The following is a 23,537-nucleotide window of genomic DNA, read 5'->3' as shown; positions in this document are numbered from 1 at the left end:
TCCACATTTTGATGCATTTAGGAGTAATAAACGCTTCACAAGCCATTTTGAGGTGTATCCTAGTTCACATCTAGTGTGTTCAAGCTCAGCTGGAACCCACCAGAAAAACACACCAGCCTCCCAGAAACACCCCGGGAGCCAAGCAAAGGAGCACCGTGCAACACACCGCCTCCCCAAACCCCCGCGGCCGGTCGCATCGACGCCGAATCGGCAGCGGGCTACTCACCCTCAGCATGGCGCTGAGCCCCCTCGCAGCCCTGGGCACCACCGCCCAGGCCGCCGAAGACCCCGACGCAATCAAGCAGCAGGTCATCAGTGACAGCATGAAGAACGCCAGCGGCACCGTGACCGCCTTCGTCCGCTTCAAGGGTAAGGGCGCCTTTGAACAGACCCAGCCCGCAGGCGTACGCGCCGGTACGCAGGCACCCGTCAACACCAGCTCGCAGGTGCAGGCCATCGCCTCCCAGGTGCAGAGCCAGGCACAGCAGGTCAGCAGCCAGTCCGGCGCGCAGGTCCTCTACACCACCCACAACGCAGTACGCGGCGTGGCAGTGCGCGGTGACGCAGAGTCCATTAGGGCACTCGCCAGCCGCCCCGACGTAGAGAAGATCTCGCCCATCCTGCCCAAGTACCGCCAGAACGCGGGCGCCGCCATCGACGCAGGCTCCCTCGCCACCTGGACCGGCACCACCAACCCCGCCGGCGCGGGCGGATACACCGGCAAGGGCGTCAAGATCGCCGTCATCGACTCCGGCATCGACTACACCCACACCGACTTCGGCGGTAGCGGCAAGCTCGAAGACTATGAGAAGGCATCCAAGCTCACCGAGCTGCCCTCCGCAGACTCCGGACTCATCAACCGCACCAAGGTTGCTGGCGGCTACGACCTCGTCGGTGACGCCTACGACGGTAGCAACACCGCAACCCCCGACGGCAACCCGCTCGACTGCACCACCGGCGGCCACGGCACCCACGTGGCGGGCACCGCGGCAGGCTACGGCGTGAACGCCGACGGCACCACCTTCACCGGCGACTACAGCAAGCTCACCGCAGAGCAGCTCAAGACCATGAAGATTGGCCCCGGCGTCGCCCCCGACGCTGAAATCTACGCCTTCCGCGTCTTCGGCTGCAGCGGTAGCACCAACGTCGTTATCGAGGCGCTCGACCGCACTCTTGACCCCAACGGTGACGGCGACTTCTCCGACCGCGCGAACGTGGTCAACATGTCCCTCGGTGGCGAATTCTCCCCGCAGGACGACCCCGAAGCCTACGCCGTTGACGCGCTTACCCGCGCCGGCGTGCTCTCCGTAATCTCCGCAGGTAACGCCAACGACTACAGCCTGCGCGGCGACACCTACTCCAACTCCGGTCACCCCGCCACCGCAGCCAGCGCAATCACCGTAGCTAACGCCTACGGCTCCACCCGCGCCGTCGATGCGGCAGAGCTGACCGACCCCGCCACCGGCACCACCCGCAAGGTACGCGGCGACTACAGCGTCTCCTACCCCTGGGCCCAGGCGGGCACCAAGGAATTCACCGGTGAACTCACCGCAATCTCCGAGAACAACCGCTACGCCTGCAACGCCCTCAGCGCCGACGAAGCGGCAGCGGTAAAGGGCAAGTGGGTGCTCATCGACTGGGCTAAAGATGACGGTGAACTCGCCTGCGGCTCCAAGGTGCGCTTCGACAACCTGGAGGCGGCAGGCGCCAAGGGCGTACTGCTTGCAGGCAATGACGAAGAGCCCGGCCTGGGCATCGCGGGTAACGATACCCTGCCCGGTTTCCGACTGGCAGCATCCGCCGCTAAGGACCTGCGTGCACAGATCACCGCAGCAGAAGCGGCAGGTAAGCCCCTGACCGTGCGCCTCGGCAACGAGCTGAAGTCCTCCCTGCGCGTGGACACCGGCAAGCTGGATCAGCTGAACCCCATGAGTGCCCGCGGCTTCCACGGTAGCTACGGCTACACCAAGCCCGACATTGCGGCACCCGGCTCGTACATCACCTCCGCGGCGGTAGCGACCGGTAACAACTCCGTGACCTTCAGCGGCACCTCCATGGCGGCACCCTACGTGACCGGCTCCGCCGCCCTGGTCATGCAGAGCCACCCGAGCTACACCCCCGCACAGGTCAAGTCCGCCCTCATGAACACCGCAACCCACGATGTGCGCACCGAATCCGGTGCCGCATACGCGGTGGACCGTGTGGGCGCCGGACGAGTCGACACCCTCGCTGCCGTGCAGTCGAAGTCCCTCGTCTACAACGCTGACAAGAGCGGCACCGTGTCCCTGAGCTTCGGTGTGCTCGAGTACGCACCGGATGCTGGCGTTCAGACCCTAACCCGCGAGGTGACGGTCGAGAACACTGACTCCGTGGCGCACACCTACGCCCTGTCCTACGCTGAAAGCACTAATATTCCCGGTGTGGAATACTCCTTCCCCTCCGCGGTCACCCTCGCACCCGGTGAAACTAAGAAGTTCGAAGTCACCGTGCGCATCGACCCGTCCAAGCTGGAGAAGACCCGCGACGCAGCAATGGACACCACCCAGAACGCAACTGACTACTACACCGGCAACGAAACCGTTCCCGCACAGTACCGTCAGTACATTGCCAGCGCATCCGGCCGACTCGTCCTCACCGAAGACGGCACCAAGGCACTGCGCCTGCCCGTTCACGTGGCACCCAAGCCCGTGAGCACCATGCACGCTGCCGAAGACACCGTCACCTTCACCCAGAAGCCCTCCAGCGACGAGGCTCAGAAGGCAGACACCGGCTGGACCAAGTCCCAGATCTCGCTGCGCGGCACCGAGGTCAACCAGGGCGGCTACCGCTCCCTGCTCGGCGCGTTCGAGTACGGTGCGAGCGTGGACCGTGTGGCTCCCACCTCCCTGTCGCTGAACAGCAACGTTAAGGCGAACCTGCAGTACGTCGGTGCTTCCTCGGATGCGCCCGCGCTGAAGGCAGCCGGCGGCAACGCTGATGACGGCACCCTGCGCTTCGGTATCTCCACCTGGGCGAACTGGGATGTTGTCTCCTACGAGAACACCTTCACCGTAGAAATCGACACCGACGGCAACAACCGCGCCGACTACAAGCTGGTCACCGACCGCGCTAAGGGCCTGGACTACCCGCTGGTTCGCCTCTACGGATACAAGAACGGCAACCTCGTCGAGCTCGGCTACTACCCGCTCAACGGCGCCTGGGGTGATGTGGACACCAACATGATGGACACCAACACCCTCATCATGGGTGCACCCCTCAAGGACCTGGGCCTGACCAGCGCAAACAACCCGGACATCCAGTACCGAGTCAGCGCAACCACCCAGTACGAGTGGGGTAACGTCAGCGAAACCGGCTGGATCAAGTACCGCCCCTTCAGCCCCAAGCTGTGGTTCAGCGGCGACTCCTCCTCCGTGGCTGGCCTCCACCCGGATGCCTCCACCACCACCCTGACGGCGCACCGCTCCGCTGACGCAATCCCCGCGCTCGGCGAATCCGGTACCCCCGCCAAGGCGCTACTGCTGCACCTGCACAACGGCACCGGCGACCTCTCCGGCACCAACGGCGCCAAGGGCAACCGCGCCGAGGTGCTGAACATCAAGGAGCAGCAGACCGAGTACATCACTCCGTCCCGCTTCACCGATGTGAAGAACACCGACCAGTTCTACACCGAGATCTCTTGGTTGGCTCAGCGCGGCATCACCACCGGCTACCCGGACGGCACATACCGCCCGCTGGAGTCCGTGGAGCGTGGCGCAATGGCGGCGTTCTTCTACCGCATGCAGGGTTCCCCGCAGTTCACTGCCCCCTCCACTCCGAGCTTCAAGGATGTGCCCACCACGCACCCCTTCTACAAGGAGATTGAGTGGATGAAGGCTCAGGGCATCACCACCGGCTACTCGGACGGCACGTTCCGCCCCTCCGCACCGGTGAACCGTGACGCCATGGCTGCGTTCTTCTACCGTGCAGCGGGTTCCCCGCACGTGGATCTGCCCGCGACCAGCCACTTCAGCGATGTTTCCACCGATAACCAGTTCTACCGTGAAATCACGTGGCTGGCTTCGAAGGGCATCAGCACCGGCTGGCCGGACGGCACCTACCGCCCGGTGACCCCCATTGCCCGCGACGCAATGGCGGCGTTCATCTACCGCTACACCGAGAAGGTTGCTAACCAGGCCGGCCGCTAGACGGTAGCTAACCGGTAGCAAACGGTTCGGATCCCCTCCCACCTCCTGCATGAGGTGGGAGGGGTACCTGGAACCGGCAGGGTCCGGGGCCTGAAATCCCGGAACCTCTCAAGTTTTGGTGGCGGTTTCACCGGCGGATGCACTCACTCGTCGTCTGCCGGTGGGGCCGCCTCCGCACATCACCGATACACAACCACAGAGCACACAGCACTGTCGAAAAATAGATAATCCGAAGGAGGATTCCATGACAACGCCTCATGCGCCACGCCGCAGAATGAAGGCTGTCGGTGCGACCGGTTTGAGTGCGGCTCTTGCCCTTACTCTCGGCGTTCCCGCCACTTTCTCTGCCGCTCACGCTCAGAGCCCCCAGCAGGTCGAAGGAAGCACTGCGAGCGCATCCGGTAACGCTGCCTCGCGTATCAGCCCGGGCCTGCAGAAGGCTGAAGGCCAGATCACCGTGTACGTGCAGTTCAAGGGCAAGGGCGCGTATGAGCAGACCCAGTCCGCGGCTGTTCTGGCACGTAAGGAGGCGCCGGCGAACCGTCAGGCGCAGGTGCAGGCTATTGCAGCTCAGGTGCAGTCGCAGGCTCAGTCTGTGGCGGCTGCTTCTGGCGCGAAGCTGATGTACACCACGCATAATGCGATGCGTGGTGCGGCGATTACTGGTGATGCTGCGCAGATTCGTGCGTTGGCGGAGCGCCCGGATGTGGAGCGTATTTCGCCGATTATCGCGAAGGAGCGTATGAACTCCGGTAGCGAGATTGATACGAAGACTCTTGCCACGTGGACTCGTGAGAATACGGGGTACACGGGTAAGGGCGTGAAGATTGCGGTTGTTGACTCCGGTGTTGACTATACGCACGCTGATTTTGGTGGCCCCGGTACGGTGGATTCGTACCTGAAGGCTAAGGCGATGACGGAGCTTCCGTCCGCTGATTCGGGTCTGATTGATCGTAATAAGTTCATTGGCGGCATTGACCTGGTCGGTGATGACTACAATGCGTCGGTGGCTGAGAAGTCGACTCCGCAGCCGGATAATAACCCGCTGGATTGCCGCCCGGATGGTTTCGGTTCTGGCGGTCACGGCACGCACGTGGCGGGTACTGCCGCCGGTTATGGTGTGACGGCGAACGGTACGACTTACCGTGGCGATTACAAGAACCTGACGGAGGAGCAGCTGAAGGGCATGTCCATTGGCCCCGGTACTGCTCCTGATGCTCAGATTTTGGCGATTCGTGTGTTCGGCTGCTACGGCAATTCGAGTGTTGTGATGAAGGCGCTTGATACCGTGATGGACCCGAATGGTGACGGTGATTTCTCTGACCGCGCCGATATTGTGAACCTGTCGCTCGGTGGCGAGTTCGCCCCGGCTGACGATCCTGAGTCGTACATGATTAATACGATGGCGCGCCAGGGTGTGTTCACTGTGGCTGCTGCCGGTAACGCCAATAACTACAACGGTGTGGGTGACACCTACTCCGATTCGGGTAGCCCGGCGAATGCGGCTGCGGCGCTGTCGGTGGCGAACGCCTACGGCTCCACTCAGCCGATTGACCGTGTCCGCGCGACCACAAAGACTGGTTTGGAGTGGTTGCAGGGTGATTATTCGGTGAACTTCGATTATTCGAAGGCATCCGCTGATCAGCTGCGCGGCGAGGTTGTTGCCGCACCGAAGCGTAACCGTTACGCTTGCGAGGCTTTCACCGCTGAAGAGGCGAAGGCTTTGAAGGGTAAGTGGGTTTACTTCGAGTGGGATCAGGACGATTTGACGTTCCCGTGCGGTTCGAAGGTGCGTTTCGATAACGTTCAGGCTGCCGGCGGTGTTGGCGTGGTGATGGCCGGTAAGGCTGAGCGCTACACGATCGGCATTGGTGGTAATGCGACCATTCCGGGTCTGCGTCTGACTGCTTCTTCGACGAAGGACCTGGAGAAGGCTCTGGCTGCCGGTCCGGTGACCGTTGAGATGAACCTGGACTACAAGGCTTCGGGCCGCGGTCCTCACTCGCACGCTTTTGATTTGAATTCCTCGAGCGCTCGCGGTCAGCACGGTTCTGATGGCTTCATTAAGCCTGACCTTGCGGCACCGGGTACTGAGATTGTGTCTGCCGCTGTGGGTACGGGTAATAAGGGTGTTTCCTTCACCGGTACCTCCATGGCGACCCCGCATGTGACCGGTATTGCCGCCCTCGTGATGCAGGCGCATCAGGATTACAACCCGCAGATGATTAAGGCTGCGCTGATGAACGGCGCGTCCACCCCAATCAAGAATGAGCAGGGTGTGGAGTACGCGGTGGATCGTGTGGGTACGGGCATGGTGAATGCTCGCGCCGCCGTGGACGCGAAGGTTATCGCGTACGATGCGAAGACCCCCGAGCGTGTTTCGACCGCGTTTGGTGTGCTGGAGTACACCCCCGATTCGGGTATTCAGACTGTTCAGCGTGAAATCGTGCTGGACAACACCGATTCGCAGGCTCACACCTACACTCTGAACTACGAGGCAAGCACGACCATCCCGGGTGTGGAGTACTCCTACCCGCAGCAGGTGAGCGTGGGTGCCGGTGAGCGTAAGAACGTGACCGTGACCGTGCGTATTGACCCGTCCAAGCTGGAGAAGACCATGGACCCGGCGATGAGCGCCGACCAGGTTGCTCAGGACTGGACGAACGGTAAGACTCTGGCCGCCGGTAAGCGTCAGTACATTGCGAGCGCTTCTGGTCGCCTGATTTTCTCTGAGAATGGTCGCGAGGCGATCCGCCAGTCGATTCACGTGGCACCGAAGCCCGTCTCGAAGATGCGTGTTGATGCCTCCCGTATTGATTACAAGGGCATTGCCGATAAGGAGTCCACGGTGACTCTGCGTGGTACGACCCTGAACCAGGGCGGTTACCGTTCGCTGCTGGGTGCGTTTGAGCTGGGTGCGGTCAGTGACCGTATTCCGTCCGGTCAGCTGAAGCTGCCGTCGAACCAGGCTGTTGACCTGCAGTATGTGGGTGCCGCCTCGGACGCTCCGGCGTTGAAGGCTGCCGGTAAGAACCCGAACGATGGTTCTCTGTTCTTCGGTATTTCGACCTGGGGTACTTGGGACACTATGCACTGGGGACGTCAGGTGCAGGTGCAGATTGATACGAACAACGACTCCACCGCAGATTACGTTCTGGAGGTGACCCGCGAGAAGGGTCTGGACTACCCGCTGGTGAAGGTCTGGTCCATCTCCGGTAACGCATCCACCGTGGTGGCTCGCTACCCGCTGAACAGCGCCTGGGGCGACACCGACACCAACATCATGGACACCAACACTATGATTCTGGGTGTACCGCTGAAGGACCTGGGCCTGACCGCTGAGAAGGCTCAGAGCATCAAGTACACGGTGCAGACCGACACCTGGCACAACGAGGGTAACTCCTACGTGGACACCACCTCGGCTATCGAGTACTCCCCCTTCAACCCCGGTGTTTGGTTCACCGGTGAGGAGTCGGGCGTGCCCGGCCTGTTCGTGGACCGTGACGGCGGTCAGCTGACCGTTCACCGCAAGAACAACAACAAGGAGCGTCAGGCTCTGTTCCTGCACATGCACAACGCGACCGGTGACCTGAGCGGCCGTAAGACCGCTAACGGTGTTGCCGCTGGCGACCGTGCACAGGTCGTGAAGGTGGCTCGTACCATCCACGATGCACGCTTCACCGACGTTCCGGCGGATAACCAGTTCTACCGTGAAATCACGTGGATTGCTGCCCGTCAGATTGATCGCGGCTACCAGGACGGCACCTTCCGCCCGCTGAACAACATGGACCGCGCGACCATGGCTGCGTACTTCTACCGTATGAGCGGTTCGCCGCAGTACACCGCACCGTCCACCCCGAGCTTCTCGGATGTTCCGCTCAACCACCCCTACTACAAGGAGATTGAGTGGATGAAGGCTCAGGGCATCACGACCGGCTGGCCCGATGGTACGTACCGTCCGGAGGGTTCGGTGAACCGTGACGCGATGGCTGCGTTCTTCTACCGTTACGCAGGTTCGCCCGAGTACACTGCCCCCGCGCAGGCTCGTTTCACGGACGTTCCGACCGACAAGCAGTTCTACCGCGAGATCTCGTGGCTGGCTGAGCAGGGCGTGACCACCGGCTGGCCCGATGGTTCGTTCCGCCCCGTGGAGCCGGTGCACCGCGACGCTATGGCGGCGTTCGTGTACCGCTACAGCACGGGTGTGCTGAAGGAAAGCCCTGAAATCTAAAACCTGAATTCTAGGGTTTGTAAGGTTCTACCGCTGTAGGTGCTACCTCAGCAGGTTTTACCGAGGGAGCCGTACCGTTGCAGTTTATCTGCGGCGGTGCGGCTCCCTTTTTCTGTGGTTGGGTACTTTGTTATATACGAGTAATGTTCCGTAATACGAGTCTGACTAGGTTATATAAAGAATCGTTGAGACAATAAGTGAAGGTTTCTTCACCATCGGCATGAACCTTGACGTTTACGCCGCACAGACGCACTGGAGGCGCACTGGAAACACAGTGCAGACGCACCGAAGCACTCTCGGTGCAGAACCCTTGCCGTACAGCTCTCCGAGTAGAACTCTCGGTGTATAACTCTCGGCTCAGCACCTCGGTGCAGAAACCGCTAAGAAACACACCATCACTAAAAAGGAGCATTCAGTGGCAACCTTCCCTGAAGCTACCCCCGCGCGAGCCGCCCGGCACACACAGCCGGGCCGCCTCAAGCAACTGGCACGCAGCTGCGGCGCACTCACCCTGGGGCTCACCCTCGGGCTGACCGCTCTACCGTTCGGTACCGCCGCCTACGCGGCACCGGGCGTAGTACGCGGCGCAGACCGGGACGCGCCCCACCAGAACACCGGCACCGGCGAGAACAACAACGAAGTTCTCTCCCCCAGCCTGGACGGCGCCACCGGCGAACGCGCCGTGTTCGTCCGATTCAAGGGTCAGGGCGCGTACGCCCAGACCCAGCCGGACGCGGTCCGCTCCCGCGCGCAGGCACCCGTCAACGCGCAGGCACAGGTGCAGGCAATCCGCGCCAGCGTGCAACAGCAGGGTGCCTCCGCGGCGAAGGAATCCGGTGCGCAGGTCCTGTACACCACCCATAACACGATGCGCGGCGTGGCGCTCTACGGTAACGTCGAGCAGATTCGTGCGCTCGCGAACCGCGACGATGTGGAACGCATCAGCATCATTGAGGACATGGCACCGCAGAACAGCGGCACCCTCATTGATACGGACACGCTCTCCGTGTGGGCGAAGAGCCCGGCAAACCCCGCCTCCACCGGCTACACCGGCAAGGGCGTGAAGATTGTCGTGCTCGATACCGGTATCGACTACACGCACGCCGATTTGGGTGGCCCCGGCACGCAGGAAGCCTTCGAGAAGGCAAAGGCATCCGACACGATTCCCGAGGGCACCTACGATCCGAAGAAGTTCCTTGGCGGCTACGACCTGGTCGGTGACGATTACAACTCCGGTAAGAAGGAAACCTCCACTCCCCACCCGGATAACAACCCGCTCGACTGCGGCGGCCACGGTAGCCACGTGGCGGGCACCGCGGCAGGTTACGGCGTGAACGCGGACGGCAGCACCTTCCACGGCGACTACTCCAAGCTCACCAAAGAGCAGCTCAACAACATGAAGATCGGCCCCGGCTCCGCACCGGACGCCCAGCTGATTGGTCTGCGCATTTTCGGTTGTAAGGGCACCACCGCGTTCGTCCCCAAGGGCCTGGACCGCGTGCTCGACCCCAACGACGACGGCGACTTCTCCGACCGCGCCGACATCGCGAACCTGTCGCTCGGCAACGAGTTCGGCGTGTTCGATGAGACCGTGAACTACGCGGTCGGCTCCCTCTACCGCGAGGGCATCCTCTCCGTGGTTGCGGCGGGTAACGCCAACAACTACAACGCCGTGGGCGACACCTACTCCAACTCGGGCGGCCCCGGCACCAGCGCCTACGGCCTGACCGTGGCGAACTCCATCGGCTCGACCCAGCTGGTGGACCGCGTGAAGATTCTCGCCCCCGCGAACGAGGCGGACACCTACGGCGACTACTCGGTGAGCTTCGACTATTCGAAGGCGACCGAGGAGCAGCTGCGCGGCACCGTGGTGCGTGCCGCCTCCCGCAACCGCTACGCCTGCGAGGCATTCACCGAAGAGGAAGCCGCAGCGCTGAAGGGCAAGTGGGCTCTCATCGACTGGGCGGACGCTGACGGCACCGCACCCTGCGGTTCGAAGGTACGCTTCGACAACCTGCAGGCGGCTGGCGCAACCGGCGTGGTGCTCACCTCGAACACTGAGGTTGGTGACACCGCTATCGGCGGTAACTCCTCCATTCCGGGCGTGCGCCTGGCAAAGAGCCAGGTGGAGCGCCTTTCCGCGCAGATTGATTCGGGTGAGCTGACCCTGCAGCTCGGCGAGAACCTGCGCGACTCGATTCGCGTGCCCAACGGCAAGCTGGATCAGGCGAACACCTCCACCGCGCGCGGCCTGCACGGTTCGCACGGCATCACCAAGCCGGACGTTGCGGCACCGGGCACGAACATTTCCTCCATCGAGGTTGGTAGCGGCACCGGTTCGAGCGTGAAGACCGGTACGTCCATGTCCACGCCCTTTGTTGCCGGTGTTGCGGCGCTGATCATGCAGGCGCACCCGGAGTACGGTCCGCGCATGCTTAAGACCGTCATCATGAACACCGCCGACCACCACATGCAGGACGCCTGGGGCAACCCCTACGCGGTGGACCGTGTGGGTACCGGCCGTATCAACACCCCGGCTGCTGTAGCCGGCAAGGTGCTGCTGTTCAACGCGGCACGCCCCGAACAGGTTTCGGACACTTTCGGCGTGCTCGAGTACACCCCGAACGCCGGTGTGCAGACCCTGCAGCACCGCGTGAGCGTTGAGAACACCGACTCGGTGGCGCACACCTACACCCTGAACTATGAGGGCAGCACGAGCATCCCGGGTGTGGAGTTCTCCTACCCGCAGTCCGTGTCTGTGGGTGCCGGCCAGAAGGCAACGTTCACCGTGACGGTGCGCATTGACCCGTCGAAGCTGGAGAAGACCCGCGACCCGTCCATGTACCCGAACCAGGATTCGGTAAACTACTCGACCGGTACGGTCACCATTTCGGGTGCCCGCCAATACATTGCGAGCGCTTCGGGCCGCCTGATCCTGACCGATACTGATTCCTCGGCTGCGGTGAAGACCCTGCGCATGCCGCTGCACGTGGCACCGAAGCCTGTCTCCGCGATGCGTGTGGCTGGCTCCGATATCGCCTTCGATGCTGAGGGTTCCGGCGCGACCGAGCAGACCCTGACCCTGCAGGGTACCGCGGTGGATCAGGGCGGTTACCGCTCCCTGCTGGGTGCTTTTGAGCTGGGCGCTTCGAGCCCGCGCATCCCGACCGCGAAGCTGGGTGTGGGTTCGGATTCCCGCATGGACCTGCAGTACGTGGGTGCCGCCTCGGACGTGGCGGCATTGAAGGCTGCCGGTGCGGATACCTCCGAGGCGCGCCTGTCCTTCGGTATTTCCACCTGGGGTAACTGGCAGGAGGTGACCCCGCGCGGCACCTACTACGTGTTCGTTGACACCGACAAGGACGGCACGAGCGACTACCGCCTGCAGACGGTGCGTGAGAAGGGTCTGGACTACCCGCTGGTGAAGGTTTCTAAGCGCAGCAACGGCAAGTGGCAGGCTATCGAGAACGCCCTGTACCCGCTGAACGGCACCTGGGGTGATACGGACACCAACATCATGGATTCGAACACTCTGGTGATGACTGTTCCGCTGAGCGTTCTGGGCCTGGACCCCGAGGCTGAGTCGACCGAGATTTCGTACTCGGTGACCACTTCGAGCGCGTTCTCCGCTACGACTGTGGTTGATACGACTGATTCGGTGGTGTTCAACTATGCGGCACCGAAGCTGTGGTTCAGTGGCGATTCGGCGGGCGTGCCGAACCTGTTCGTGGATGCGCCGGAGACTCAGCTGGTGGCGCACCGTAACGGCGACGCGAAGAACGTTTCTGCACTGTTCCTGCACATGCACAATGCGACCGGCGACCTGTCCGGCGTGAACGGTGCTGCGGGTGAGCGTGCGCAGGTTCTGCGTGTCTCGTCGAACTCTGAGGCTACCGCCGCGAGCGCGCACTTTACGGATGTTCCGGCAGATTACCCGTTCGTGAATGACATTAACTGGCTGGCTCAGCGTCGTATTACGACCGGCTACCCGGACGGCACGTTCCGCCCGAACGGTTCGGTGGAGCGCGGCGCGATGGCGGCGTTCTTCTACCGCATGGCGGGTTCGCCGCAGTTCACCGCGCCGAGCACCCCGAGCTTCAAGGATGTGCCGCGCGACCACCCGTTCTACAAGGAGATTGAGTGGATGCGCGCCCGCGGCATTACGACCGGCTGGTCTGACGGTACGTTCCGCCCGAATGATGCGGTGAACCGTGACGCGATGGCGGCGTTCTTCTACCGTTACGCGGGTTCGCCGGCATATTCGGCTCCTGCGGTATCGCCGTTTAGCGACGTGTCGACCGGCAGCCAGTTCTACCGCGAGATTGCGTGGTTGGCCGATCAGCGGATTACGACGGGTTGGCCGGATGGTTCGTTCCGCCCGGTTCAGCCGATTGAGCGTGGCGCGATGGCGGCGTTCTTGCACCGCTACAACGTGCGCGTGCTGAATAACCGCTAGTCGGATGCGGATGTGAGGGCCGTGTCGGGGTAGAGTTTTCTGCCCCGACACGGCTCTTTCTGTGGGCTGTTATGTCTGCGGCGTAGACTTAGGTTATGCGTGAATTACAGGTTCAGAACGGCGAGGATGAGACGCTGTCAGCTACTCGGGACGCCCTCGACCAGGAGGAGCTTCTGAACGCGGCGGCGGACTTCGTTGACCGTTATGAGAGCGTCTTTGAAAATCTAAGCCACTGATATTCCTTTGAAAGAAATACCCCCGGTGGATGCCGTACGCATCTGCCGGGGGTATTTGCTTGCCTCACTCTGCCCGAGGCGGCCTAGTTAGCGTTGGCGGGCTTCTTTACGGTTGAGCTTCTCAATGGCGGCTTCCACCTTGGACTTGCGGTGACTCAGCTTCCAGAGGCTGAAAGACTGCGTCAAGGTACTCTTGCCGATCTCCACGAGGGAAGGCAGCCCCTGCCGGATGAGTGCCTCATTGATTTCTTCCTGGGTGGCGCCCTGCTCCTTCATCTGCTCGACGAGGATGTTCGCCTCCGCTATTTTCCCGGAGGTGAGCGGGTGGTTTTCGAGGCTGGTTTCGATGTCTACGAGCTCGTCGTAGAGTTCAGTTTTTGTTTTTGCCATGGTGCTGTCTTCACCGTCCTTGGTTGACGTGTTCTGTGGCATTGGGTGTGGGGGCGTTTTCCCTCATCACCGGCTGTTTTGAACGGTATTTGAACCGTATGTTCATGCTAACAGCCGCGTAGCTTGTCGCACAGGGTTTTTACCGGTGAGTATGCTGTGTATTTGCGGGCCTGGCGGGAGGCTGGGGCACCACTGAACCCGCCGCGTGCGCCGCGCTGAACGCACCGTGTGGAATACTACCTCGCCTCCCTCGGCGGTTCACCGCGCGGGCTATAAGGTGGAGCGTACACTTAAGTCATGCGTGAATTACAGGCACAGATCATCCGTGAAATGGGCGTCAAGCCCAACATGACCGAAGAGCAGGCACGCGAAGAAGTGGAGCGTCGCATCCAGTTCATCTGCGACTACCTGGAAGCCACCGGAAGCCGCGGCCTGGTACTGGGCATCAGCGGCGGCATCGACTCCACTCTGGCGGGTCGCCTCTGCCAGCTGGCTGTCGACCGCCTCAACGAGCGTGGCCGCACCACCGAGTTCGTGGCGGTGCGCCTGCCCTACCGTGTGCAGCACGACGAAGAGGACGCGCAGGAGGCGCTGCGTTTCATCCAGCCCACCCGTTCCCTGACCTTCAACATTGCGGAGGCTGTCGACGGTTTCGACACCGCCTACACTGCCGCGACCGGCGAGCAGATGAGCGACTTCAACAAGGGTAATGTGAAGGCGCGCGCCCGCATGATCGCCCAGTATGCGGTGGCTGGCGGCCCCGGCTACCTGGTGGTGGGTACCGACCATGCGGCGGAGTCCATTACGGGTTTCTTCACGAAGTTCGGTGACGGCGGCGCGGACCTGCTGCCGCTGTACGGCCTGAATAAGCGCCAGAACCAGCTGCTGCTGCGTGTTTTGGGTGCGTCTGAGCGTCTGTGGGCTAAGCCGCCGACGGCTGACCTGCTGGACGGCGTGCCCGGCCGTACCGATGAGGATGAGCTGGGTCTGACGTACCCGCAGATTGATGACTACCTGGAGGGTAAGGAAATCGACGAGGCGGCCGCTGCGAAGCTGGAGCAGATTTACCTGCGTAGCCGCCATAAGCGCACCACTCCGGTGACGATTTTTGATTCCTGGTGGAAGAACTAGCGCTTTACCGCCGTAAAACTAACGTAAAAGCTCCGGGCTCCTATGCGGGAGTCCGGAGCTTTCGTGTAAACGCTGACTGCGTAGGTGCTCGCCGCGTAGGTGCTGGCGAGCGCTCGCGTTCAGAGGCGTTTATGCCTTCGATGCGGCGGCAGCCTGAACGTCCGAATCCTCAGAACCTTCAGTCTCAACCTCAGCTTCAGCGGGCGGTACCTTCGCGCCACCCGTGGCGAGGAACAGCACCAGGCCCAGCGCGCAGGCGAGCACCTGGGTGAAGGGGAACGCCCAGGTCAGACCCTTAAATCCGAACCACATGTTGCCGAAGTACACGGCGGGGAAGAACAGCAACGCAATACCGATGGTCATCAGCATTGCCGGGCCGCCCTTACCGGACGCCTGGAACCAAGACACAAACACGATGCTGACCGCGTTGAACACGGCGGCGAGCATGAGCGCGACCATGACCTCTTCGCCGGTGTCGATGAGGCTTGCATCGCCAACCACGGCGAGCAGTTCACGGCGGAAAATCAGCACCGGAATGGTGATGATCGCGGAGGTCGCCACGGACAGGATCGTTGCGGTGCGCAGCGCCTCCTTCACGCGGGCGCCGTTGCGGGCACCGTACGCGTAGGCGTACAGCGGGATACCGCCCATGCACAGGCCCATGCACAGCATTTCGGGCACCATGTTCAGGCGCATTGCCAGGCCGAACGCTGCGACGGTGTCGTCACCGTAGGAGGCGGCGAGGTTGTTCAGCAGCAGGGCGGCGAAGATCAGGTTGAGGCTCTGAATGAGCTCGGCGGCACCGACCGCGACCACGGGCTTGATAATGGCGGGGTCGAGGGAGAAGTCGCGGATGTTTGCGGAGAAGTTCTCGCTCTGACGCATCAGGAACAGCAGGTAGTACAGCATGGACGCAACGTTCGCCAGGATCATCGCCCAGCCGGCGCCGGCGATACCCATGCCCATGATGGCAATGAACAGCACATCAAAGATGCAGGTGACGACGGTACCGACGATGATGCCGTACATGGACTGCTTGGCGTAGCCTTCGGATCGGACCAGCTGTTCCAGGGTGAACATGCCAATGGCAAAGGGGGCGCCGAGGAACATGAGGTGCACGTAGATGCGGGTCGGCTCGTAGGAGCCGCCGGAGGCACCCATAATGCCGGTGATCGGGTCGGCAAGGATGAAGCCGATAATGGCGGCGATAACACCGGCGCCGAGCGCCGAGTAGAGGGCGAAGGAGGTGACGCGGTGAATTTCGTGGGCGGGCTGGCCTTCACCGAGCTTGCGGGAGGCGAGGGTTGAGGAGCCCAGGCCGAACAGGCCTGCGATCGCCATGATGACGCCGAAGACGGGCACGCCGTAGCTGGTGGCGGCGAGGTCTTCGGTGCCGCCGTAGTGGCCGACGAAGTAGGAGTTCACCACGTTGTAGATGCTGGTGATGGCGAGGCCGAGTGCCATGGGCACGCCGAGGGAGAGGAGCGCCTTGAGGATGGGTGCTTCTTTGAGCAGGTAGATGTTCTGCGGGTCTTCGCTTGCGCCGTGCGGGCCGTGTCCTGCGGCGGGTGCGGTGTTGTTGGGTGCGCCGTTTTTGGGCGCGTTATTTTCAGTCTGGTGGGACGTCATAGGTTCCTGTGGTTCTAGTCTGTGTTGTGTCCGGTGCGCGGCAAGAAGCGTGGTCCGCGCGAAAAAACGGGCTAGTGTATTGTACCGTCTCCACGTAGTGGTGGGTCTAGAGGTTTAGACATAAAAAGCAACGAGGCGCCCCTCCCCGTTTAGGGGTGGGGCGCCTCGCCTCATACGTATCGCATGTAGGAGTGTGAGCTATTCGAGCTCAACCGGACCAAGCACGCGAACCTCCTCAATATCCAGGATTTCCTGAATCGCGTGGAGCACATTCGTGTCGATTATGCGCTCATTACGCAGGCGCTTGAGCACGCTGCGTTGCTTCTCCAAATGCCGCAGGCGCAGCTCTTTCTCAAGGTCGCCCGCTTCAATAATGCGGCGGGCTTCTTCCGGCGCATTCGCACCGTCTTTACGAACGGCGTGCAGGTTGCGGTGTATACTCGCGTTGTACATCTGTTCGTCGGCAATGCGGTCGATAATCCACTGTGGTGCACCAATTTCCTGGCCGATCTCAGCCACAGAGTCGAAGGACTCGGCAATGATTGTGCGGATTGCTTCATTAATCTCATCTTCTTCGGTGGTATCAACCGGAATTTTCGCCCACCTAATAACGAGCGGCAGGAGCATCCCCTGAACCACCATCGACAGCAGAACCACGCCCGCAACAACAAAGATAATAAAGTCACGCGCGGGAACATCAGTCGGCACGGAGAGAGCCACCGCGAGGGAAACACCGCCGCGCAGTCCCGCAAAAGTGTTCACTACACGACCACGGAAAGTTGTGTGCAGCTGCCTCTGCTTTTCTGAACGGTCAAGGGCACGAATAATACCAATCGAGATGTGCAGGAAGATAAAACGCACCGCAATGGAAACGAGCCACACCACCACAATCACGGCGAGCGCCAAAGCCCACGCATAGTTGTATTCATGAACAACACCATCCATATGCTCAACGGCGCTGGGCAGCTGAACACCCACGAGCACGAAGAGCGCACCGTTCATGACATAGGTGACGAACGCCCAGATGGGCAGTCCGTAGAAACGGTTCTGGGGTTTGATGGTATCCGGTCCGCGATAGGTCAGGTAGAAAGCGGCGACCACCACAGCCACCACTCCGGAACCTTTCATGCCTTCAAAAGGCTCGATTTCTTCAGACAGGAAGAAAGCAATAAACGGTATGGTAAACATGAACACACTGAAGTTCATGGGGTTGCCGATGTGCGCACGCAGCTTATCTGCACCCCATCCGACGGCCAGGCCAACGAGAGTTCCAATCAGGAACGAGAAGAAGAACATTCCGGATGCGGTCCCCAGGGTAAGTTCATGACCGCCCGCAAGCTGCAGGGCGAGTGCGAAAAGAACTAGGGTGGTGCCGTCGTTAATGAGTGCTTCCGCTTTGAGGGTGGTGATGGAAGATTTGGGGAGTTTGCCGTTAAGCGTTGCCACGGCCACAGCATCGGTGGGGGCGAGCGCCACACCGATAATCAGCGCCACAGGCCAGATGAAGACGCCCATAAATGTGTGAATCACCCAAGCGATAACGAACGCCGTGAGAATTACGAGCACCGTGCCCGAGAGCAGGATGCCGCGCAGACGGGCGCGCGCTTCACGCCATGAGGTGTTGCGGGCTTCCCAGAAGAGCATGATGGGCAGGAAGATTTCGAGGATGACGTGCGGCGGCAGGCCGATACTCTGAACTTCGTGCAGTTCGTGGGCGGGCATAATGCCGATAGCCAGGCCAATGAATATCAGCACAATGGCGGGGGTTATCCGTATTTTATGGGCGAGGATATTACCCAGAAGAATTGCCAGCGATAGGGCAATGATGACTTCAAGCAATTTGGTGTGTTCCTTTTGGATGTGGCGGCTGGTTCATGGTGTGCGTCTGATAGACGGCTGATGTCCGCGAGTGTGCGGGTGCCAGGGTGCCCAAAATGTTTTGCTCGTTCCCTGGGCCGTGAGGCTTCCGCGTGGGGACGAGTGCGGGCGTAGCTTCTGTATTTTACCGTTGTTCAGTGCGGGTGGGTGGATGTTTACCCTGAGCAAAACCTTGCCTTATGGCCGCTCGGGATGTGAGTTTATGGGAGGCGACCTGCGTGCATCCGGCGGGTCTGCTCAGCCGGGCCTGCTCAGCCCACGAACCGCCCTACTCTGACCGCTTTTCATGACGTTTTGTGTCATTCTGACGTGAACTTGGGGTCGTACTGTGTCAGAGAACAGAAAATCCGCCCCTGTGAGTGCGCGCGAACACTCAGAACGTGAGAAGATAAGGTCATGACTGATAACAACACCGTAACCGGCAGCCCGCTTGTTAAGCGCGGCCTGGCCGACATGCTCAAGGGCGGCGTCATCATGGACGTCGTCACCCCCGAACAGGCTAAGATCGCTGAAGATGCTGGCGCTGTTGCCGTCATGGCTCTCGAGCGCGTTCCTGCGGATATTCGTGCGCAGGGTGGCGTGGCTCGTATGTCTGACCCGGACATGATTGAGGGCATCATTGATGCTGTTTCGATCCCGGTCATGGCGAAGGCACGCATCGGCCACTTCGTTGAGGCTCAGATTCTGGAGACCCTGAAGGTCGACTACATTGACGAGTCTGAGGTTCTTTCCCCCGCTGACTACGTGAACCACATTGATAAGCACCAGTTCAAGGTGCCTTTCGTGTGTGGTGCTACCAACCTGGGTGAGGCTCTGCGCCGTATCACCGAGGGTGCCGCTATGATCCGTTCGAAGGGCGAGGCTGGCACCGGTGACGTCTCTGAGGCAACCAAGCACATCCGCACCATTAAGCGTCAGATTGCTGAGCTGCAGGGCCTGTACAACACCATGCCTGATGAGCTGTACGTGAAGGCTAAGGAACTGGCTGCACCGTACGAGCTGGTTCGTGAGGTTGCTCAGACCGGTAAGCTGCCCGTGGTGATGTTCACCGCTGGTGGTGTGGCTACCCCCGCCGACGCTGCGATGATGATGCAGCTGGGTGCTGACGGCGTGTTCGTTGGTTCCGGTATCTTCAAGTCGGGCGACCCGGTTGCTCGTGCGAAGGCTATTGTGAAGGCTACCGCTTTCTACAATGACCCGGAGAAGGTTGCTGAGGCTTCTCGCGGCCTGGGTGAGGCTATGGTCGGCATTAACGTTGCTGACATTCCGGCACCGCACCGCCTGGCGGAGCGCGGCTGGTAATTCGTGCGCGCACCCCACGTTTGGGGTGAGTGTTTGATGAGGGGGTGGGGTTCGCTGAGGCGGGTCCCACCCTCCTTGTTTTTGTTGATTTTCTGAAGGGAGCGGTGATGGTTGAGAAGGTTCAGCCTGCCGGTGTTTTGCCGGGTGAGGGTTTGACGGTTGGTGTTTTGGCGTTGCAGGGCGGCGTGAGTGAGCATGCGGAGATGCTGGAGTCTCTGGGTGCGCAGGTGCGTTGGGTGCGTACCGGTGAGCAGCTTGAGGGCCTGGATGCGCTGGTTTTGCCGGGTGGTGAGTCGTCGACGATTGACCGTTTGACCCGTATTTTTGGTGTGCGTGAGCCGCTGATTGAGGCGATTTCTTCGGGCCTGCCGACTCTGGGTACGTGTGCTGGCCTGATTATGTTGTCGAAGCGTATTGATGATCCGGCGCCGGGTCAGCAGTCGCTGGGTGTTTTGGATGTTTCGGTGGGTCGTAACGCGTTTGGTTCGCAGGTTGATTCTGCGGAGGTGCGCCTGCCGTGGCTGACCCCTGCCGGTGATGAGGTGGTTATTGATACGGCGTTTATTCGTGCGCCGATTGTAACTGGCACTGGTGAGGGTGTGCAGGTGACGGCTCGTCATGAGGGGAAGATTGTGGGTGTGCGTTCGGGCAACCTGATTGGTATTTCTTTCCACCCGGAGGTTACGGGCGATACGACGGTGCATGAGGAGCTACTGGCTCTGGCACGCGAGGTGAAGGGCAAGTAGCCCCTCCCCCAAAAAATAAGCCCGGTAATGACCGTTTAAAGAGTTGTGGCGATGACCGTTGTTCGGTCACCGCCACAACTGTTTTTGCGTGGGCTTATGCGTGAGTGGGTTTATGCGCGGGAGCTGCTGGGGATTTGGGGCTGGGCCTTCCATTGCTGGTAGGCGCTCGTGGCGAGGAATCGTGCACGGTTCGCGTCGCTGAGCGTCTTGATGTCTGCGGGGGCTGCCTCGTACCACTTTTCGTAGAGACGAATAATCATTTCGGGGTAGGCGGCTTCTTCCAGGTCGGCGCGGTGAGGGATGAATTCGTTGCGGTCCTTGATGTCTCGGTACTCGCTACCGGCGAAGGGGTCGGAGAGTCCAACGCTGGGGCGAGCGTTGTAGGCATCGATGTTTTGAACGTATTCGGGGAAGGTGCTCCGCCCTGCTTTGAGTGCGGCGTGGCACTTGCTGTCGATTTCGCTGGGCTCAATCATGTGGGCGCCGTCTGCGAGGATGTGCCGGTACTGGATGTACGCGGGGTATTGTTCATCGGTGCGCGGGACGGGCTTGGCGGCTTCTGCTGATGCGAGATCTTCAGCGGAGTATGAGGAGCAGCTGACGGTGGGCGTGGTGCTTGCCGTTGCTGAGGCGCTCGCCGTGGAGGGTGAGGGGGTGCTGCTTGCCGCGGTGTTTGCACCACCGCAGGCGGCAAGGAACAGGGGCAGGGTTAAGAGAGCGGCACCGTATCGCAGTGCGCTATAGCGGGGGTTGGGGGTCCTAGAATTCAGGGTCATGATGTTACCTCATTGTGGGCTGGAACATACCGAATTGACCCTCACTATACGGGCAGTTTTGATACGTGGTCAAGAGAAAATTATGTTTATTTTTTAAAAGCCAACAGCTCGAAAGAAAATCGACAAACAAGCTTATTCAGCGTCTTGACTTGCGCAAACACGGAAGCCACCGGGCTCTTGAAGCAAATACGGCACAAAGACACCAGCATCAGATATTGTTATTTGCCCGATAATCAGCAGAAGCCAACATATCCAGAGGGGCACGGTTGGAGCGCCCTTTATGCAACCTCGAACTCCGTAAAAGCCTGCACCTCAACGGCCCAACGCTACTGCAGGAGGAAATAGATAAGTCCCCTAACGTATTCCCAGAGCAGCACCGAGAGGACGCACTGCGCAACAAATGCGGCTACAGCTGCGAGGGTTGGTATCCAGTAGCTACGCTTAGAACATGCAATAAAAACTGCTATAAAAATAACGCATGAGACAATATCGGGACCCAATAGAATGAATGCCTGTAGATCATATGGCCACAATATTCCATGCATATATTCTGTAGGAACTTTACATGAACTTAAGATATTGCCTTTTAAAATTTCATAAGTCCCATACATTTTAAAAACTAAATATAGCGACGCAATCCAAAAAATGCCTATGCGAAGCTTTACACCCAGCCATATACTAAAGATCTGCCACAAGCTAGCTAATACAACTCCCACCACGAAGAAGGGTATATAGTCGAAATATGCACTTTGCCACCTATCACATGGCGAGACAAATCCATTGAACTCTATATACAGGCTAGTTGGGAAAATATAGAAAAATTGCAATACAATGAGAAACAAGATATATAAAATTATTTTCTCATTTACGGCAAACATCTTATAAGTAGAATTCATGATGCCATTTCCTTTCAGTAGCATAAAACGCTAGTAGCGGAACACCGAATACATAGCCTCAATGTTGTTTTTCTTATCTACTAAGCCCCAAAACCAAAGCTAAAACAGTAAGTGACCCGCAAAGCCTCCGCACTCTTACCCCATCTACCACATATTTAAGCAGGTCAGAACTTTAAGACTACTGGGTTGCACATCTTGCGTCTAGAGTGTTGGTTTTAAAAATAAGATGATATTTTCCATTGACCACATATCAAATATTCGGGTACGTTTAGATGCAATATATCGTTCCATCCCACTTGTGAGGTGGTCTCATGACCCACACCCCTGTTTTTCTTTCGTTACATTCCAGCGGTCTACGACGCAGTGCCGCACTGGCGATTCTCCCCCTGCTTCTTGCCTCCTGCGGTAGCTCCACCAGCACGGCATCAAACACTCCCGCACCCTCGAACACGACCGTGGATTCATCCCCGTCAGCTTCAAGCGCCACCGGGTCCGCTTCCTCTTCCGCGGCGAAGAAGAGCTCCACCCCCTGCCTTGAACCTGACGAAGCCACGAAAGCTCAAACCCTCAAGCAGCAGGAAGCCATTAGCGCCGACCGCGGTACGGCACTGCCCTCCTACGTCTCCGCACGGCATGTTGTGCGCAACCAGGCGAACTTCCCCACCCGTGCCGAAGCTGAATCAGCAGGAGCCGAGTGCCTGGCACTGTACGAGAAGAACAAGGCCGATCACGCCTACGCCGCAGCATGGGTTCGCGCTATCGATGACGATAACGTGACAAGCGGAAAGGTAGCCTCCGGCCCGCGCACTGACATCCAGAGCGCCGACCCCTACAAGGCAAGCAACTACGTCGATATTCGAGAGGGTAAGGAGTACTTCCCGACCCGCCAGGAGCTGCTCGCAGCAAACTACCCCGAGAACTACATTGTTGCTTTTGAGGCGTGGGCGCAGCAGGCACCAGCCGATGTGAAGCAGAAGAGCGACGCGAACCGTGCGGCCGCTAAGGATACTCGCTGGTCTGAGGTGGTAACCCTGCCCAGCCCCGACAACCCTGTCTAATCGAACCCCGTCTAATCTGAGTCTGTCTCATCTTAAAAATAGTTGTGGCGGTGACCATTGTTCGGTCACCGCCACAACTGTTATAGGGTGCAGGTTAGGGCAGGAGCGCCAACCCAAACTCAATAACGATCAGGGCTACAGCACACGCGAAGAGTACCCCACGCGGCACATTGAACTTCTGCCAGAGATCATACAGCTGGCTGGGAATCAACCAAATAACGAACGCCTGAAAGGCAAGCGATAACGCGGGGTTACCCCACTGAATAATCATCAGGGCAAGAGCAAAACCCACGCCGAGCGTATCCAGGATGCGCCGATGCTTTAGCACCTGCTCCCTCTCCTTTTGATAGCTAGGGTTGTTTAGCAACCTTGGTGGTGCTTTTTTCAGTTGACCCACAAGGATCAAAACCGCCAGCGGGATCAGAGAAATATCGAAGAACATGGGAACCGCCTTTCATGTTGGGGTTCGCTCGCTACGCCGGTGACGAGCTGATGGCGCACCATCATTGGTGAAAACTTCTCAAAAACAAGTAGTCTGCAACACGTGTATAACGTATTGTGGGTTACTTTACAGCACACATAGACCCTATTCAAGAGGTAAACACTCCCCCCCCCCCCCCCCCC

At 59.9% G+C, this 23,537-nt stretch carries 13 protein-coding genes; 8 read left to right on the top strand and 5 right to left on the bottom strand.

The window, feature by feature from the left end; all coding sequences use genetic code 11:
- The first annotated feature begins 233 nt into the window (after positions 1–233).
- The 4 genes from HMPREF2894_RS03230 (at position 234) to HMPREF2894_RS09100 (ending at position 13,107) form a co-directional block, all read left to right on the top strand.
- The gene (locus HMPREF2894_RS03230; protein ID WP_141754525.1) at positions 234–4,184 is read left to right on the top strand and encodes a S8 family serine peptidase; all 3,951 of its coding nucleotides are present in this window, start codon (positions 234–236) and stop codon (positions 4,182–4,184) included.
- Between the two features lie 244 nt (positions 4,185–4,428).
- Positions 4,429–8,415 carry a S8 family serine peptidase gene (locus HMPREF2894_RS03225; RefSeq protein ID WP_070677777.1) on the top strand — a complete coding sequence of 1,329 codons (3,987 nt, stop codon included), beginning with the start codon at positions 4,429–4,431 and terminating at the stop codon, positions 8,413–8,415.
- A 415-nt stretch (positions 8,416–8,830) separates the two neighbouring features.
- Positions 8,831–12,871 carry a S8 family serine peptidase gene (locus HMPREF2894_RS03220; protein ID WP_049350442.1) on the top strand — a complete coding sequence of 1,347 codons (4,041 nt, stop codon included), beginning with the start codon at positions 8,831–8,833 and terminating at the stop codon, positions 12,869–12,871.
- A gap of 95 nt (positions 12,872–12,966) precedes the next feature.
- Positions 12,967–13,107: a hypothetical protein gene (locus HMPREF2894_RS09100; RefSeq protein ID WP_161799349.1), complete on the top strand. Its 141-nt coding sequence runs from the start codon at positions 12,967–12,969 to the stop codon at positions 13,105–13,107.
- An 87-nt stretch (positions 13,108–13,194) separates the two neighbouring features.
- On the opposite strand, the gene HMPREF2894_RS03215 is transcribed toward HMPREF2894_RS09100, so the two are convergent.
- On the bottom strand, positions 13,195–13,497 hold the full coding sequence (locus HMPREF2894_RS03215; protein WP_049350518.1) for a hypothetical protein: 303 nt from the start codon (positions 13,495–13,497) through the stop codon (positions 13,195–13,197).
- Between the two features lie 297 nt (positions 13,498–13,794).
- On the opposite strand from HMPREF2894_RS03215, the gene nadE reads away from it, so the two are divergent.
- Positions 13,795–14,628, top strand: coding sequence for an ammonia-dependent NAD(+) synthetase (nadE, locus tag HMPREF2894_RS03210; protein WP_070599234.1), 834 nt, complete (start codon positions 13,795–13,797; stop codon positions 14,626–14,628).
- Between the two features lie 129 nt (positions 14,629–14,757).
- Here nadE and HMPREF2894_RS03205 read toward each other — a convergent pair whose 3' ends face one another.
- Both HMPREF2894_RS03205 and HMPREF2894_RS03200 read right to left on the bottom strand, forming a co-directional pair.
- Positions 14,758–16,257, bottom strand: coding sequence for an MATE family efflux transporter (locus HMPREF2894_RS03205; protein WP_070677775.1), 1,500 nt, complete (start codon positions 16,255–16,257; stop codon positions 14,758–14,760).
- A gap of 198 nt (positions 16,258–16,455) precedes the next feature.
- The gene (locus tag HMPREF2894_RS03200) at positions 16,456–18,096 is read right to left on the bottom strand and encodes a Na+/H+ antiporter (RefSeq protein ID WP_070677772.1); all 1,641 of its coding nucleotides are present in this window, start codon (positions 18,094–18,096) and stop codon (positions 16,456–16,458) included.
- A gap of 435 nt (positions 18,097–18,531) precedes the next feature.
- Here HMPREF2894_RS03200 and pdxS point away from each other — a divergent pair, with 435 nt between their 5' ends.
- Together pdxS and pdxT are read left to right on the top strand one after the other, a co-directional pair.
- On the top strand, positions 18,532–19,437 hold the full coding sequence (gene pdxS, locus HMPREF2894_RS03195) for a pyridoxal 5'-phosphate synthase lyase subunit PdxS (protein ID WP_005507298.1): 906 nt from the start codon (positions 18,532–18,534) through the stop codon (positions 19,435–19,437).
- Positions 19,438–19,544: 107 nt separating this feature from the next.
- Positions 19,545–20,183: a pyridoxal 5'-phosphate synthase glutaminase subunit PdxT gene (gene pdxT / locus HMPREF2894_RS03190; protein WP_070599239.1), complete on the top strand. Its 639-nt coding sequence runs from the start codon at positions 19,545–19,547 to the stop codon at positions 20,181–20,183.
- Positions 20,184–20,293: 110 nt separating this feature from the next.
- On the opposite strand, the gene HMPREF2894_RS03185 is transcribed toward pdxT, so the two are convergent.
- Positions 20,294–20,959: a hypothetical protein gene (locus HMPREF2894_RS03185; RefSeq protein WP_070593105.1), complete on the bottom strand. Its 666-nt coding sequence runs from the start codon at positions 20,957–20,959 to the stop codon at positions 20,294–20,296.
- 1,207 nt (positions 20,960–22,166) lie between these two features.
- Between HMPREF2894_RS03185 and HMPREF2894_RS03175 the strand changes: the two genes are divergently transcribed.
- Entirely contained in the window at positions 22,167–22,913 is a 747-nt protein-coding gene (locus HMPREF2894_RS03175; RefSeq protein WP_070677771.1) for a hypothetical protein, read from the top strand.
- A gap of 94 nt (positions 22,914–23,007) precedes the next feature.
- Here HMPREF2894_RS03175 and HMPREF2894_RS03170 read toward each other — a convergent pair whose 3' ends face one another.
- Positions 23,008–23,355, bottom strand: coding sequence for a hypothetical protein (locus tag HMPREF2894_RS03170; RefSeq protein WP_070642222.1), 348 nt, complete (start codon positions 23,353–23,355; stop codon positions 23,008–23,010).
- Positions 23,356–23,537: the final 182 nt, after the last annotated feature.

Origin of the sequence: Rothia sp. HMSC066G02, assembly GCF_001813145.1 — a bacterium.
Taxonomy (GTDB): domain Bacteria; phylum Actinomycetota; class Actinomycetes; order Actinomycetales; family Micrococcaceae; genus Rothia.
Note: the sequence above shows the minus strand (reverse complement) of the source record. Positions and strands in the feature narration are given on the sequence as shown.

Excerpts from the sequence above, each read along its gene's own strand:
- HMPREF2894_RS03230 (WP_141754525.1), top strand. The coding sequence starts at position 234 with ATGGCGCTGAGCCCCCTCGCAGCCCTGGGCACCACCGCCCAGGCCGCC.
- HMPREF2894_RS03225 (WP_070677777.1), top strand. The coding sequence starts at position 4,429 with ATGACAACGCCTCATGCGCCACGCCGCAGAATGAAGGCTGTCGGTGCG.
- HMPREF2894_RS09100 (WP_161799349.1), top strand. The coding sequence starts at position 12,967 with ATGCGTGAATTACAGGTTCAGAACGGCGAGGATGAGACGCTGTCAGCT.
- HMPREF2894_RS03215 (WP_049350518.1), bottom strand. The coding sequence starts at position 13,497 with ATGGCAAAAACAAAAACTGAACTCTACGACGAGCTCGTAGACATCGAA.
- nadE (WP_070599234.1), top strand. The coding sequence starts at position 13,795 with ATGCGTGAATTACAGGCACAGATCATCCGTGAAATGGGCGTCAAGCCC.
- HMPREF2894_RS03205 (WP_070677775.1), bottom strand. The coding sequence starts at position 16,257 with ATGACGTCCCACCAGACTGAAAATAACGCGCCCAAAAACGGCGCACCC.
- pdxS (WP_005507298.1), top strand. The coding sequence starts at position 18,532 with ATGACTGATAACAACACCGTAACCGGCAGCCCGCTTGTTAAGCGCGGC.
- pdxT (WP_070599239.1), top strand. The coding sequence starts at position 19,545 with ATGGTTGAGAAGGTTCAGCCTGCCGGTGTTTTGCCGGGTGAGGGTTTG.
- HMPREF2894_RS03185 (WP_070593105.1), bottom strand. The coding sequence starts at position 20,959 with ATGACCCTGAATTCTAGGACCCCCAACCCCCGCTATAGCGCACTGCGA.
- HMPREF2894_RS03175 (WP_070677771.1), top strand. The coding sequence starts at position 22,167 with ATGACCCACACCCCTGTTTTTCTTTCGTTACATTCCAGCGGTCTACGA.
- HMPREF2894_RS03170 (WP_070642222.1), bottom strand. The coding sequence starts at position 23,355 with ATGTTCTTCGATATTTCTCTGATCCCGCTGGCGGTTTTGATCCTTGTG.